Below are 15,334 nucleotides of genomic sequence, written 5' to 3' on the forward strand. Positions count from 1 at the left end.
GCATGCAGGAAACAAGCTATTCCAATTTTCCCAATTTTAACCGAGCAAACAAAACCCGTCGCTAGTTTGGGCAACATACTCGCTCCGTAGCGCTATTTAGCCCCTACGCTAACCCGCAATCCCTATGCGCCTCCCGAGCCAGGCAGCCCTGCAAGCCGCATGCAGATTGCGCATTGAGCCTGCGCTCTTTTGATTTTTTTTGCCCCCCTAGTTTTATGCCTTAAAACTATGGTGTATTCTACCAGTTGCCCTTGCTAAGCCTGAGCTATGCGTAGCAAACACTGAGCGTAAGCTCCCCTTTCCTCCACTATCGACATGCAAAATTTTAAAATAAACACGCTCAGACGTCTGAGCCTTAGTACGCTGATTGCCAGCACCCTGGCCTTAGCCATACTGCCCGCTGTGGCTGACAACAAAGCCACCAGCGCCAGCGCCAAGCAGCCCAAGCTGATAGTAGTTTTAGTGGTGGACGGACTGCCGCAAGAACAGATACAACGCTATCGCGATCAATTCGGCCAGGGTGGCTTCCGTCGTCTGCTAGATCAGGGCGCCTGGTTCAGTAACGCCCATCAAGCGCATGGCGTCACGGTCACGGCAGTCGGGCATGCCGCGGTTTTGACCGGCGCTTATCCTTATCAGCATGGGATCATTAACAATAACTGGATAGACCCCACGACTCTGGCAGCGATGTACTGCACCCAGGATAACGCTCACACCTATATCGACGAAGAAACCAAGAGCGATGATGGCACCTCGCCCGCCAATCTGCGCGTCAGTACGGTTGGCGATGAATTGCGTTACGCCAGCGGCAACCGCTCTAAAGTCGTCACCGTTTCCGGCAAAGACCGCGGTGCTATTCTGTTGGCGGGCAAGACCGGCACAGCCTACATCTTCATGAAAAAATCCGGCAACTTCGCCAGCAGCACCTATTACATGCAAAGCCACCCGCAATGGCAACAGGCTTACCACGTCGGCAAACCGCAAGACCGGTTTTACGGCAAAACATGGACGCCATTGTTGGCAGACTCAGCCTATGCCAGCGACGCCGATGATCAAATCGTCGCGCCGCAGCAGGCGGATGGCGCTAATCGTTTCCCTTATCTGTACAGCAGTAAATCGGGCAAGCCCGATGCCGAATACTATGGCAAATTATTCACCGGCCCGTATCTGGATGAAATGACGCTAGATTTCGCGCGTGCGGCGGTGGCTGGCGAACAGCTGGGCCGCAACCCTGCTGGCGTGACCGATATACTCGGGGTCAGCTTGTCTAGCCATGATTATGTGAACCATAGTTTTGGCCCTGAAAGCCGCATGTCGCATGATCACCTGCAAAGGCTAGATCGTATGTTGGCGAGCTTTTTCGATTCCCTCGATAAATCGGTCGGGCTTGAGAATACTCTGGTCGTATTAACCGCCGACCATGGTTTCCCTAACGTACCAGAGTTCGCCCAAAGCAGAAAATTCGAGTCCCAGCGTATCGACGGCAGCAAGCTGATGAACGCACTGAACCAACATCTGTCCGACAAATTTGGCGCAGAAAAAATCGCCTACAAATGGTCAGCCCCCAACGTATTGCTGGACTATAAGCTGATCGAACAAAAAGGCTTAAAACGCGAAGAAGTAGAAAATAGCGCTGCACGCTTTTTGATGAGCTATAACGGCGTCGCTCAGGTCTACACCCGGACCCAGTTAGAAACCGGTGCCATGCCAGACAACCGCATCGCAAAACTCATGCAACGCGCCTGGCACCGTCAGATCTCGGGTGACATCGTGGTCGTGACCAAGCCCTACTGGCAATTTGGCAGCGGCAACCGGGGCACCACCCATGGCTCGCCTTACAGCTACGACAGCAACGTACCTTTAATCATCATGGGTAAGCCATGGATTAAGCCTGGCGTTTACGGTCAGTATGCCGAAGTCATGGATATCGCACCGACCCTGGCGCACCTGCTCAGAATACGCCCACCCTCGGCTGCCGAAGGTCGGGTGCTCACCGAAGTACTGCCTTAGTAAAGTAATCGTCTAATAAAAAAGCCGCATGATATGGATCATGCGGCTTTTTTCTTTCGAGAACCTAGCTCGCGACTAGGCGCGGCGGTAATTATTCAGCATGGTATATTTTTTCGCATAGGCAGCAAATGCAAGTGCCGCCAACAAGGCAAAACCGGCAAAGAAGAACATCTGGAAGGCAGTAACACTCATCCCTGTGGTCTTAATTTGCTCAGTCACTGCTTCGCTTTTAACACTGGAATTGGCCAGTAAGACCCATAGATTGCCTATCGTAGTGGAGAGGTTCCAGAAGCTCATGATCACGCCCTTCATCGCCAACGGTGCCTGGCTATACGCGAACTCCAGACCAGTCGCCGAGACTAAAACCTCACCAAACGTCAGCAAGGCATACGGCAAGATTTGCCAGGTAATCGACAGCATATTGCCGCCATCGATCGCCAGTTGCATGAAGCCGACCACGATCCAGGCGATACCTGAGAAGGCGATACCCAGGCCCATGCGGCGCAAGGCGGTGAGCTCTACGTTCATGCGTTTGAGCATAGGGTACAAAATCAAATTATTGAAAGGAATCAGCAACATCACCAGCATAGGATTGAGTGCTTGCATCATCGAGGATTGAAACCAGGACGGCTTATCCATTTGATCCGCTTGCAATACCCAGGTCGAGGCTTTTTGATCGAACAAAGACCAAAACGGCGTCACCAGAGCAAATAAAACCAGAATACGCAATACCGAGCGCACGCCATCGACCGCAATATCAGGATGCACGCCACGCGCACGCTCCAGTTGCATCCAGGCGCCAGCGCCACCGAAGCCCAACACAAACACCAGCGCCAGACAGAGTGCGGCGACGATACCGATTTGCGGTATCAGAAACATGCCTGCCAGCGCCAGCACGCCACCGGCCAAGGCTAGGTAATAGCCAGAACGGCCTTGATCCGCGCCTTTGCCTTCGGCAAATAAAGCGGTTTTTACTACATTTAGGAAGGAGTGCGGATCTTTCGCCACTGGTTCTACATGCACGTATTTTTTACGACCCAACCAGAACACTATGGTAGCGATAAACATCAAGACGCCAGGGATACCAAAGGCGATACTGGCACCAAATTGCTTGAGGAAGATAGGCATCAAGAGCGAAGCAAAGAAGGAGCCGAAGTTAATGATCCAGTAAAAACCATCAAATACCTTTTGCGCCAGTGAGCGATTGCTCTGATCAAATTGATCGCCAATAAAGGAGCTGACCAAAGGCTTGATACCGCCAGAGCCTAGTGCAATCAAAAACAGACCGGTAAAAAAGCCATTGCGGTTATCTTCAAACATTGCCAGACAGGCGTGCCCGGCGCAATACACCAGACTCAACCACAACACCGTATTGTATTTACCGAAATAGCGATCGGCCAGCCAACCACCCAACAAAGGAAAAAAATACACACCGATGACAAAAGTATGGAACACCTCTTTTGCCATGCCTTTGCGTAAAGGCTCAGGTATCGACAACAACAGACTGGTCATCAAAAAGACCGTCAGAATATTGCGCATACCGTAAAAACTGAAGCGTTCACAACCTTCACTGGCAATAATATAGGGGATTTGACTCGGCATTTTTGCCTTGTCGGCTTTCTCAGTACTCTCAGTGGTCTCAGTGCTGTGACTCATCTAGCTCTCCGGTGGTTATTGTTCTGGTCGCACAATAAGCAAAGCGGCCTTAGGTCAGGCCGCTTTGTAATTTAGGGATATAAATTTTAGGGATATAAATGATGAAGCTAGCTGGATAAGCTAGCTTCATCATTATCAGAAGTATCCAGAATTGGCTGGTGGCAGTCAAGCCCGGGATCTCATTTACCCGACTAAATTGCCAAGCCAATTTAAAAACATCAGTTCATCCTAACCTTATTTCGATTTACCAGCATAGACACAAGCTTTTTCAGTGAACGATAAATCAAACGGCTAAAGGTCAAGGCCAGCAGCGCCTCGACTAAGGTCACAAAAAATGCCACTAAAGAATTCCAACGGATTTCACGCGCACGGTATTTGGCAATCGCACTATCGCGGGCAATTTCTATACTGTCATAGAAAGTTGGCACCACCAGCAAAGTGAGCAAGGTCGAGGTAATCGTGCCGCCGATAATCGCTACCGCCAGCGGACGATAGAACTCGCCGCCCTCACCCATGCCGATAGCCACCGGCAGCATACCGGCGATCAAAGCGAAGGTAGTCATCAAGATAGGACGTAGACGCATGCGGCCGGCATACATCAGCGACTCTTCGCGATCATAACCTTCGGCTTCACGCTTGCGGGCGCAATCGAGCAAGAGTATGGCATTCTTCGCCACCAGCCCCATCAACATGATGACACCGATAAAGCTCATCAGGTTCAAGGTGCCGCGCGTAATCAACAGCGCCAGCACCACGCCGATCAGACTGAGCGGCAGGGACAACATCACGGCGATCGGTGCGGTAAATGAGCTAAACTGCATGACCAAGATCAGGTACATCAAACCTATGCCTGAGACTAGCGCTATCGTCATTTCAGTAAATAAGGCGTCCTGATCTTTCGAAGCACCACCCAGTTCTATCCCATAACCGGCAGGGAAATCGATGGCCTTGGCGATCTTCATCGCATCTGTAGTGACTTCGCCTGATGAGCGACCTTGTACATTGGCCGACACCGCGATCATGCGCTTACCATCTGAGTGATTGATCTTAGCCGGCCCTTTGCCCATGGTGATCTTAGCGATCTGATCCAAAGGCACCATCTTATCGCTACCGCTAACGGCAATCGGCAAATGCTCAATATTCTCGGCACTGACCCGGTCTTCCGGATGCAGGCGTACCGCCACATCGCGTGCCTCACCGGTAGGATCGACCCAATCCCCAACTTCTACCCCGGCAAACGCCACCCGCAAGGCTTGCGCCGCATCGTTGACCGAGATCCCCAGAGAATTGGCCAGACCGCGATTAAGCTCTATCTGCAATTCATCTTTAGGATCTTGCTCGGATAAGCCGACATCTACCGCGCCCTCAACTTTACGCAGTTTTTCTACATAGGCACTGGTAATTTCCATCAGCTTGCGTGAATCAGGTCCTGAGAAACGGATCTGCACCGGCTTACCGCCACCGTTTTGCAAGTCATCTTGCACCACGTATTCGGCACCAATGATCGTACTCACTAGCTTACGCAAATCAATCGCAATATCCACCGCTGAGCGTTTGCGTTCGGTGCTCTTACCCAGATCCACGTACACACGGCCGCCAGTAATATTCACGTTGCTATTGGTCGCTTTGGTTTCTGGCAAAGTACGCGCCAGTTCGGCCGCTTTCTCTACCTTGAGGCGCGCATATTCGAGGCTGCCGCTAGAAGGCGTGCGCACATCGATCATGATGGTGCCGTTATCGGCCGCTGGCATGAAACTGGTACCGCCAAATTTTGCGTGCAAGGCAATCGCGCCAACCAGACTCAGGCCGGCGATGATCGCCATCCAGCGTCTGTGATGCAAGGCCCAGGCGATCACATTGCCGTAACGGTCGGCTTGATGATCAAACCAGTGATTAAAGCGTTCCAGCTTCAAGCTCAAGCCTTTTTTCGGTTTCAGATGTTCGCCAACCGGGTCGCCCCAGTAAGCCGACAGCATAGGATCGAGAGTGAACGAAATGAACAGACTGACGATCACGGAACTGGTCACGGTCAGCGCAAACGGACGGAACCATTCACCCGAGATACCTGGCATAAAGGCGACCGGAATAAATACCGCGATGATAGAAAACGTGGTGGAAGCGACCGCCATACCGATTTCGGCAGTGCCGTTGAGTGCTGCAGTGCGACGGTCTGAGCCCATCTCCATGTGACGCACGATGTTTTCGCGCACCACAATCGCATCATCAATCAAGACCCCGATCGCCAGCGACAAGCCCAGCAGGGTCATGAAGTTAAGAGTAAAGCCGCATAACCACACCGCGATAAAGGCAGCAATCACCGAAGTCGGCAAACTGAGCGCCGTAATCAGGGTCGAGCGCCAGGAATTAAGAAATACATACACCACAAAAATCGTCAGGACCGCACCGAACATCAGCGACTCGATGACTTGATTAAGATTGCTCTCAGCGTCTTTACCGCCATCGCGGGTAATTTCTAATTTAGTACCTTCTGGTAAAGTCTTATTGATTTCATCAACCAATTTGCGGATTTTATTTGCAGCAGAAACCGTGCTAGCCTCACGCGAACGGGTGATAAAAATCCCGACATTGGGGTTGCCGCTGCGTATGCTCAGGCCGTTAATTTCAGCAAAACCATCTGCTACCGTCGCTACTTGGGCCAAGCGCACCACTTCATCACCGCGCCGCTTGACGACAATTTGTTCAAACTCTGCTGGTGATTCAATACGACCTATCAAACGTATGCTTTGCTCGTCCAGAGTACCGCGTACCTTGCCCACCGGTGCCGTGGTATTTTGATTGCGCAGAGCATTGACAACGTCTCCCACAGAAATATTATATTCGCGTAGTTTTTGGGCGCGTAACAAGACACTCAGTTCCCGCTTTAATGAGCCATTCACACTGACCACTGCCACGCCATCGACTGCGCGAAATTTATCCGACAATTCATCCTCAGCCATGCGCGAAATTTCGGCATGTGTCAGAGTTTTTGACGATAAGGCCAATTGCATAATAGGCTCGGCCGAGGGATCTTCGCGTTCCAGCACCGGCTCGCGCATCTCGGTAGGCAATTTGTAGCGCACCGTAGAAATCGCATTACGTACCTCATCCGAGGCCTCGATCATATTTTTGCTGAAGTTAAATATGATGACGATCTGGGCGCTGCCTTCGCGCGCGGTCGAGCGAATTTGCGTTACGCCAGAAATACTCTGCAAGGATTTTTCTATGCGATTGATAATCTCACGCTCGACCGTCTCTGGTGAGGCACCCGGATACGGGATGGACACCACCATGACCGGCTCTTGCACGTTCGGTATTTCATTTACCTTAAGCTTTTTCAGCGCCAGCAAACCCAGACACATGAGCGAGATGATAATGACGATGGTCGCTATCGGCCGCTTAATACTAAAGTCAGATAGAAACATGGTTTATTTCCCCGCTGCCGGTTCGGCAGCCACAATAGACTTGATTGCCGCAGCTTGCGTCACGCTTGAGGTCCCTGCCGACGCCACCATCGTCACTTTTTGTCCGTCCTTGAGAGTCGACATAGGGTTAGCAATGACTTTATCGCCATCCACCAAACCAGAACGCAAAGCGTAATCGCCACGCCGCGGGTCGCGCTCACCCACTACTACCACTACCTTATTCAAAACGCCATCTTTGACGCGCCAGGCTGAAGCCTTATCGCCATCACGGATCAAAGCGCCGTTGGCGATCGTCAAAGTTTGTGTACTACCCGCTTCGATGCGTCCCTCGGCGTACAAGCCAGAGACACGCGGCTGATTAGTCGCATCAGCAAATTCCACCATGACTTCAACCTGACGCGTGGTGGCATTGGCGGCCGGATCTACCCGTTTCACCTTGCCGACAAATTCCTGCTCGTAACCGTTGATACGGAAGCTTACTGTTTGTCCAGGCTTGACGTTATTGATTTTGTCTGCCGACACTAGGCCTTGAAAACGCATGCTGGCCGGATCGATGACCTTGACTAATTCTTTACCTATCTGTGCGGTATCGCCGTTGGAAACCTTACGCTCGCTGACGATACCGTCAAATGGCGCACGCACTTCGGTGCGTTGCAATTGCTGACGTGCCTGCACGGTACGCGCCTTGGCAGCAACTAAATCGCTTTGCGCATTATTCCGGCGAATTTCTGCGTCTTCCAATTGCTGAGTCGATGCCATACCGGAAGCTCGCAAAGTTTTGAGGCGCTGAAACTGCCTTTCGGCCTGATCAAAACTTTGTACCGAAGCTCGTGCCGCTTCTTCGGCCGAAGTCATCAAATCGCGGATAGAAGTGTCATCCAGACGTACCAGCAGATCGCCCTTTTTTACGGTCTCGCCGTTTTCTTTGAGTACCTGCAAGACGATGGCAGAAACTTCGGCGCGCAGATCGGCACGTCGCTCCGGCTGTATCGAGCCGGTAATCACGGGGCCGGAAGCGAGCGCATTGCTGCGTACGATGAACAGATCTTCGGCGGTCACTTGCAAAGGACTCTCTGCAGCGGCTTTGGATTTTTTATCCGCGTCGGATAACTTACTGTCTTTATCTCCCTTATTACAGGCAGTCAAACTCATGCTTAGGGCCAAAATGAGGGCGTAGATCAGCAAACTAGGTCGCAACATGGAAGGTCTCCGAAATTAAAATTTTCTATTTGAGCGTCGGACTTGGGTAAAGTTCAACCACGCAGAAATAAACTGCTTGCAATGATAATGTATTAACAGAAATGTGTTGTAACAGAACTTAAATAAATTTTGAAATCGTCGATTTCAGAGCTCGCTTTCAGAACTCATTTCCAGAGCTCCATTTTTCGCTGCTTGAGTTTGCCGGCAAACTCCTGTAGTCTGCGCCCTCCTTGTTTATTCGCTTTTCACGCTGCCCGCAATTGGCGGCCTAGCTTTATCTATGACCGTATTGATTGCCACCGATGTCTTTGGCATTACACCAGCCTTAGCTAGTCTGGTTCGCAGTTTAGGGTGTGAGTGCCTGCTAGTGTCCCCGTTCGATGATCCAGACCTGTACTTTCAATCAGAGCAAAAAGCCTATCATGCATTTTTGGCAGAAGGCGGCGTTGCACGTTACGCGAATAAAGTGACGGCACTATTACAAGAAAAAAACGCGAGCAACAGCCAAACAGCGGGCATACAGATGGTTATAGGTTTTAGCGCCGGTGCCAGTGCCTTATGGATGTGCTGTGCCCGAGATGAGGCGAAACAATTGCAAGCGGCCGTTTTGTTTTATGGTTCGCGCATACGAGATTTACAGACCTTGCAAGCGCTGTGTCCAGTGCGTTTGATTTTCGCCGAAAAAGAAGCGGCCTTCGATTCTCCGGCGCTCAGCAATGCATTGCAGAAACTGGGGCATCAGGCCGAACTGGCGCGCCACACTAGCCACGGTTTCATGAATCCCTATTCGCGCGGCTTTGACGTGAAAATTCAAGCCCTGTATCTGGATCAGCTAGCCGTCCAAATACAGGAACTAAAAGAGTTAAACCAGAATTGCCCCTTAGGCGAACTGACTTGCGCCTAAGGCCAAGCCCATAAAGCCAGCCCGCAGCTTTAATCCAGACGCGGATAGCCTGTGATTTTCTGTATATCCAGATACAGAGGCTGAAGACGCGCATACATCTTTTGATACACCTTGCGGTACAGCGCATCATAGGTTTTCTGGTGCTCTGCGATAGGGTAGAAAGTTTTCCCTATCCGCGTCATGGCCTTGACCGCGCTGGCAAAATCCGGATACAAACCCAGCCCGACGGCAGCGTCTATCGCTGCCCCCAAACCTGAAGTTTCATACACATGCGGGCGCGAAGTCGGCAGCCCAAAAATATCGGCAGTCAATTGCATCGCTGCATCGCTTTGCGAGCCGCCGCCGGAAATACGCAATTCGGTAATTTTCACACCGCTACGCTTCTCTATTTTTTCCTTGCCTTCGCGCAGCGCATACGCCAAACCTTCGAGGATGGCTCTATACATGTGAGCGCGCGTATGCACATCGCCAAAACCTATGATGGCCCCTTTCGCCTCCGGACCTGGCACCTTGATGCCGGGTGACCAGTAAGGTTGCAGCATCAAGCCCATAGAGCCGGGCGGCACTGCATTGACCAGCTCATCGAATAAATCTTCGGCCAGCACGCCTTGCTCTTCGGCCTGACGTCTTTCATGGTGGCCGAATTGCTCCTTAAACCAGTTGACCATCCAGTAACCACGGAAGATCTGCACCTCAGTGCTATAAGCGCCTGGGATAGCCGCCGGATAAGGCGGGATAAACGGCGTCACTTCCAGATACCTGGCACTGGTGGTATTGATGGTGGCGGTGGTGCCATAGCTGAGGCAACCTATATGCGGCTGCATGCAACCGGCACCTATCACTTCACAGGCTTTATCGGCGGCAGCGGCCAGCAAAGGCGTACCTGGCGGTATGCCGGTGGCGACCGCAGCAGCTGCGGTGATCTTACCCATCACGGTCCCGGGTGCGACCAACTCCGGTAAAGAGTCGGGCTTGACTGCCAGCGCTTGCCATTTCCAGTCTTTGCGACCGGCCCATTTCAAGCCTTTATAGTCAAACGGCAGATAACCGACTTGCGAGCCGATAGAATCGATAAAACTGCCGCACAGACGGTAATTGAGGTAACCCGACAGCATCAGGTATTTTTCGGTCTGATCCCAGATCGCAGGCTGATTCACCTTGATCCAGTTGATCTCGGCTTCACCGCGAAAATAATTAATAGTTTGTGCCACACCGGCCAGCTTGAATGCCAGTTTCCAAAACGCGCTAATCGGCGGCACATCATCGGTACGGCGCTGATCCAGCCAGGTGATCGCCGGCCGCAGCGGTTTGCCATCCTTGTCCAGATTAATCATGGTGCCGCGCTGGGTGGTGACCGCCACACCTTTGATGCTGGTAGCTGCGATGGCATTTTGCGCCCACAAGCGCTGGCAGGCAGTGCACACCGCTTGCCAGTAATCCTCGGGGTCGTGCTCGGCCCAACCGGGATGAGTAGAAAAATAGGCTTCCAGATGCACTTGCGCTTTAGCGACGATATTTCCATGCAAGTCAAACAGTATGGCACGCACGCTTTGGGTGCCGTTGTCTATCGACAGAATATAAGATGCGGACATGGGTCTCCTGATTTTTATTTTATTATGCGTATTTACTGATCTGCATTTCGCGTCGGCAAACTGTAATGTTTCTGCCACAAGCTTAAATATGCTTGTTGTTCGCAATCCCAACGCACATCGTCCCAACCCAATTCTGCCTGACAAATTGCGCGTATGCGCGGCAAAATATCTAGCCCGCCAGCGCGCAATAACAGGCCGAGACGGGTGCGTCGCAACAGTAAATCTTCCAGATGCATAACGGCTTCATTGCGCGCCGCCCAACGCAGCTCTAGCCACATGGTTTCGGTGCCGGCGATGGTTTCGAGCTCGCCGCTTTTGGCAGCCGCCAGTACCGCTGCGGCTTGCTGGCCGTAACGTCCCTGCAAACGTTGCTGTTGCCCGCTGCTTAAGCGCTTATCGTTGGGCATAGCGGGGGCGCGGCGAAACAAGGGCGTCAGCGTCAATGCCTGCTGCCAATGCGGCAGCAAGGGTGCCACATGCTTTAAAGCGTCCAGCGCAATAAGCCGGAAGGTGGTCAATTTACCGCCGGTGACGGTCAGCAAACCCTGCTCCAACCAGACCGCATGATCACGTCCTTCTTTGGAGGGATCGGCCTTGCCGCTATCGATTACCGGACGCACACCAGCATAGGTAGCCAGCACATCGTCCAGACACAAAGCCAATTGCGGAAACTGAAAAGCCAGTGCCGCCATCAGATAAGCCACTTCATCGGGGGTGATGCTAGCCTCGATTTGCAGATCAGCGCCGTGATCAACGTCGGTGGTTCCCACCAGCGTTGCGCCTTCCCAGGGAAAGCAAAACACCGGCCGCCCGTCTTGCGGATGCATCAGGCTGATCGCCTGCGCGACCGGCAAACGCCAGGCCGGAAACACCAGATGACTACCGCGTAAAGGGCGTAACTTGGCTGGTGCGCCCTGTTGCTGGCGCAAGCCGTCAGCCCAGGCACCAGTGGCGCTGATGACCACTTTGGCATGCACGCGATGGATCGCGCCACTGATGGCATCGACCAGTTCCAGCCCATTTACCTTGCCACTCACTTCAGCATTCAAGGCATCGCCCTCACGCAATAGCGTGCGCGCAGCCAGATAGTTGATGGCCAGACCGCCAAAGCTCTGCGCCTCTTGCAATACCCGCAGCACCAGACGCGCATCGTCGGTTTTGGCGTCGACATAACAGAGGCCGCCGTTCAAACCGTCTTGTCCTATATGCGGTGCCAATTGTAAAAACTCGTCGGCAGGATAGTAATGACGACCGCGCTGGCCCGCCATCCTGTCATAGATCGCCAGTCCCAACGCAAACATCCAGCGCCCCGGTTTACGGCCCTGGTAGTCGGCAAATGCGAAGCTCTGCTGATCCACTAGTCCGGCCGCCTCTTGCATCAGGTTCTGGCGTTCTTGCACTGATTCGCGTGTCAGTTGAAACTTACCCTCCTTCAGATAGCGCAAACCACCATGCACCAATTTCGAAGAGCGGCTAGAAGTTCCCCAGGCAAAATCACGCTGCTCTATCAATAAAACTTTTAAGCCGCGCCTGGCAGCTTCCAGCAAGATACCGGCACCAGTGATGCCGCCGCCGACAATCACGAGATCCCATTGCTGCGCCAATTGGGCCGGAATCTGCTGACGCCAGCCGTCTTGCCAGAGCTCGTTGGAATTGGGGATGTTCATGTTGATGCTGTCTCTTCTGCCGGCAACAATTTACCCGGATTCATCATGCCGTCCGGATCAAAATGGCGGTACAAGTGGCGCATGGCGCTAATGCCCAGTTCGCCTTTTTCCGCCGTCAGATAAGGCGCATGATCGATACCTACCCCATGTTGATGACTGATGGTGCCGCCTATGCAGACGATGGCCTCGCACACCGCCGCTTTCAGGGTCTGCCAGCGCGCCAGATCCTGCTCATAGTCACCACTCAAGCGATAGGCAAACGTGGTGTAGACACTGGCACCCTGTGCATACACATGCGACAGATGGGTGTAGGTATGCACCAGCTCGCCGCATTCGGCCAGCGCATCGGTGGCGGCCTGTTCCACCGCCAGCATCATGCCTTTTACCTTAGGCCAATCGCAGGCAGTTTCTACTGTATCGATGGCATAGCCCTGCTGCCACAGGGAGTTACGCAGATACACGCTGCGAAAACGGTTTTGCTTCCACTTCTGTCCCATGGCCTGACCTACCGGCACACCATTTTGCTTACGTGCTATGCGCATGGCGGTGCTGATGGCATTGGCGACCGTTGCTTTATGTCCGGTGGCGCCTATCATCAGCAAGCATTTATTTTCTTTGCAACCGCGCCAGCCTAGATAGGTTTCCAAAGCGCCTATCAATTTTTTGTGACCGGCCAGCGTCAGCGTCGTCAGCGTCTCGGTCGCATTTGACAGGCGTAACATAGAGAGCGGTAACTTGGCTTGGGCGATCTGGCGTATCGCTTCTTGCGCCGCCTCCCAGTCAGGGAAAAACACCGCATGAAACACCTCACGCTCGGGCAAGGGCGTGACTCTGACCACGGCCTCGGTCAAGATGCCGATGCGGCCTTCCGAACCCAGCACCATTTCACGTAAATCGGTACCCGCCGCCGAGGCCGGAAACGTCGCGATATCCAAGGTACCGGCCGGTGTTTCCATCCGGCCACCGGCAAACAATTGCTCGATGCGACCGTAGCGCAAAGACTGCTGACCGGAGGAGCGTGTCACCACCCAACCGCCCAAGGTCGAGTATTCAAACGACTGCGGAAAATGCCCCAGGGTATAGCCTTGCGCGCGCAACTGCGCTTCCAGATCGGGGCCAAACACGCCAGCGCCAAAGCGCGCCAGTTGGGCTTTTTTATCCAGATTCAGTAAACCGGAAAGGCGCGACATATTCATGCTTAAGACCGGCTGCGCGCCTGGCGGCACCGTCAGATGGCCGACTACGCTGGTGCCGCCGCCATACGGGATTACCGCCGCACCGCAAGCTTTAGCATAGACCAGCAATTCGCGCACCTGATAGCCGCTTTCCGGAAACGCTACACCATCGGGGAAACTGTCTATTTTTCCGTAACGCATTTTCAGCCAATCCGGCAAACTTTGTCCCAAGCTATTGCGCATACGAACTTCGGCACCAGTTTCGACCAGAGGATGTGGCGGCAAGCGACTTGCCGGAACCGCGCTGCAAGCCTGCGCCAGTGTCGCATCATTAATCGCTTGTCCCTGGCCTATGCGCTGTTGCAAAAATGCCAGTGCATCGTGATTGATGGCAAAATTGATGCTGTCATCTCCCCAACCGTTCCAACGTCTCATCTTGTTTCCCTTTTCTGTGGTGGCGATTGTTATACTTGCCAAAACTTTTCGAATTTATCCTAGCTTAACCACGCACCGATAGAAGGTATTGCGTATTCATGACAACTAATTTGTTCTTTCATGCCAATCGCTGTTAAAACAACGCCGCTTGCGGCTAGCCGCTCTGGCGGACGCGTCACAGGCGCGTATTTACAACCATTGCTAGAAGTCGCACTGGCGCGCGGCGTGACGCTGGCGGCACTGGCTAAGGCGGCTGATTTACCGTTAGCGGCACTGTCACCCCTGCCCGAAACGCTGGCCGCCAGTGACTATGTGCGTCTGCTGGATGTGGCGGCAGAGTTGGCCGACGATCCGCATTTTGGCCTGCACGTAGGCGAGAGCGTTAAACTCGGCACTTATACCGTGTATGGATTGATACTCTTGAGTTGTCATGATTTTGGCCAGGTGTTCCAGCAAACCCTGCGCTATGAAGGCCTGGCCCATGATCTGGGACGTTCAGATTTATTGATAGAAAAAGAACTGGCGCATTATCAATGGAACAGCCACTACCCGAACGCCAACCGGCATTTGGCCGAGAGCGTGTTTGCCGGTATCCGCGTATTTGGCAACTGGCTGGCGGGCGTGCCCTTACCGGCTGTACCGATTGCTTTCAGCCATGCGGCCCCCGCAGATTGCAGCGAACATCGGCGTATCTTTGGCGACATCCCGGCATTTAATGCCACGCTAAACAGCGCCAGCTTCGATGCAGCCTTACTTGCCTGGCCGGTACCGAATGCAGATGTCGGCATGTATCCGGTCTTGCAGCAACATGCCGAAGCACTCTTGAAAGAGAAGACCAGGGCGCAGGCCGATGGCGGTATCGTGGCGCAACTACGCGCCAGCATCATCAGTAATCTCAGTCAGGATCAAGCCAAGCTAGCCCTGATCGCGCAAGACCTGGGGCTAAGCCCTCGCACCCTACAAAGAAAACTCAGCGAGGTCGGTACCAACTTCCAGCAAGTGCTGGATCAGACTCGCCATGAGTTAGCCAAGGACTACCTGCGCCAGCGCCAGCTGAACCTGGCCGACATCGCTTTTTTATTAGGCTACCAGGAGCAAAGCGCCTTCAATCACGCCTTTAAGGGCTGGTTCGGACTTAGTCCCGGCAGCTATAGAGAGAAAACCAGCATTTCGGATTAAGCCGTCAATCAAGGCCACCCCGCTCACGCATATCCCATGCGGCTTACAGGCCAGGCAGGCTGGAAACCCGCATGGAATATGCGCCTTGGCAGGG

9 protein-coding genes are annotated in these 15,334 nt (G+C 53.2%); 3 read left to right on the plus strand and 6 right to left on the minus strand.

Annotation, left to right across the window (positions count from 1 at the left end):
- Positions 1–315: 315 nt before the first annotated feature.
- Positions 316–2,010, plus strand: coding sequence for an alkaline phosphatase family protein (locus ACO0K8_RS17965; protein ID WP_422948022.1), 1,695 nt, complete (start codon positions 316–318; stop codon positions 2,008–2,010).
- Positions 2,011–2,085: 75 nt separating this feature from the next.
- Here ACO0K8_RS17965 and ACO0K8_RS17970 read toward each other — a convergent pair whose 3' ends face one another.
- The 3 genes from ACO0K8_RS17970 to ACO0K8_RS17980 form a co-directional block, all read right to left on the minus strand.
- Positions 2,086–3,666 (minus strand): oligopeptide:H+ symporter, encoded by a 1,581-nt coding sequence (locus ACO0K8_RS17970; protein WP_422948023.1) that lies wholly within the window; start codon positions 3,664–3,666, stop codon positions 2,086–2,088.
- 218 nt (positions 3,667–3,884) lie between these two features.
- A complete protein-coding gene (locus ACO0K8_RS17975) occupies positions 3,885–7,088 on the minus strand; it encodes an efflux RND transporter permease subunit (RefSeq protein ID WP_422948024.1) in 3,204 nt (1,067 codons plus the stop codon).
- Positions 7,089–7,091: 3 nt separating this feature from the next.
- Positions 7,092–8,288, minus strand: coding sequence for an efflux RND transporter periplasmic adaptor subunit (locus ACO0K8_RS17980; protein ID WP_422948025.1), 1,197 nt, complete (start codon positions 8,286–8,288; stop codon positions 7,092–7,094).
- A gap of 280 nt (positions 8,289–8,568) precedes the next feature.
- Here ACO0K8_RS17980 and ACO0K8_RS17985 point away from each other — a divergent pair, with 280 nt between their 5' ends.
- A complete protein-coding gene (locus ACO0K8_RS17985; protein ID WP_422948026.1) occupies positions 8,569–9,192 on the plus strand; it encodes a dienelactone hydrolase family protein in 624 nt (207 codons plus the stop codon).
- 29 nt (positions 9,193–9,221) lie between these two features.
- On the opposite strand, the gene ACO0K8_RS17990 is transcribed toward ACO0K8_RS17985, so the two are convergent.
- Genes ACO0K8_RS17990 through ACO0K8_RS18000 form a run of 3 tightly spaced genes read right to left on the minus strand, consistent with a single transcriptional unit; the run spans position 9,222 to position 14,061 of the window.
- A complete protein-coding gene (locus ACO0K8_RS17990) occupies positions 9,222–10,784 on the minus strand; it encodes an FGGY-family carbohydrate kinase (RefSeq protein ID WP_422948027.1) in 1,563 nt (520 codons plus the stop codon).
- Positions 10,785–10,816: 32 nt separating this feature from the next.
- The gene (locus ACO0K8_RS17995; RefSeq protein ID WP_422948028.1) at positions 10,817–12,451 is read right to left on the minus strand and encodes an FAD-dependent oxidoreductase; all 1,635 of its coding nucleotides are present in this window, start codon (positions 12,449–12,451) and stop codon (positions 10,817–10,819) included.
- Positions 12,448–14,061: an FAD-binding oxidoreductase gene (locus tag ACO0K8_RS18000; RefSeq protein WP_422948029.1), complete on the minus strand. Its 1,614-nt coding sequence runs from the start codon at positions 14,059–14,061 to the stop codon at positions 12,448–12,450. Before ACO0K8_RS18000 ends, ACO0K8_RS17995 begins: the two co-directional genes overlap by 4 nt.
- A 120-nt stretch (positions 14,062–14,181) precedes the next feature.
- Here ACO0K8_RS18000 and ACO0K8_RS18005 point away from each other — a divergent pair, with 120 nt between their 5' ends.
- Positions 14,182–15,240, plus strand: a complete 1,059-nt coding sequence (locus ACO0K8_RS18005; RefSeq protein ID WP_422948030.1) for an AraC family transcriptional regulator — start codon at positions 14,182–14,184, stop codon at positions 15,238–15,240.
- The last annotated feature ends 94 nt before the right edge of the window (positions 15,241–15,334 follow it).

The organism is Undibacterium sp. Ren11W (assembly GCF_049340485.1).
GTDB lineage: Bacteria > Pseudomonadota > Gammaproteobacteria > Burkholderiales > Burkholderiaceae_D > Undibacterium.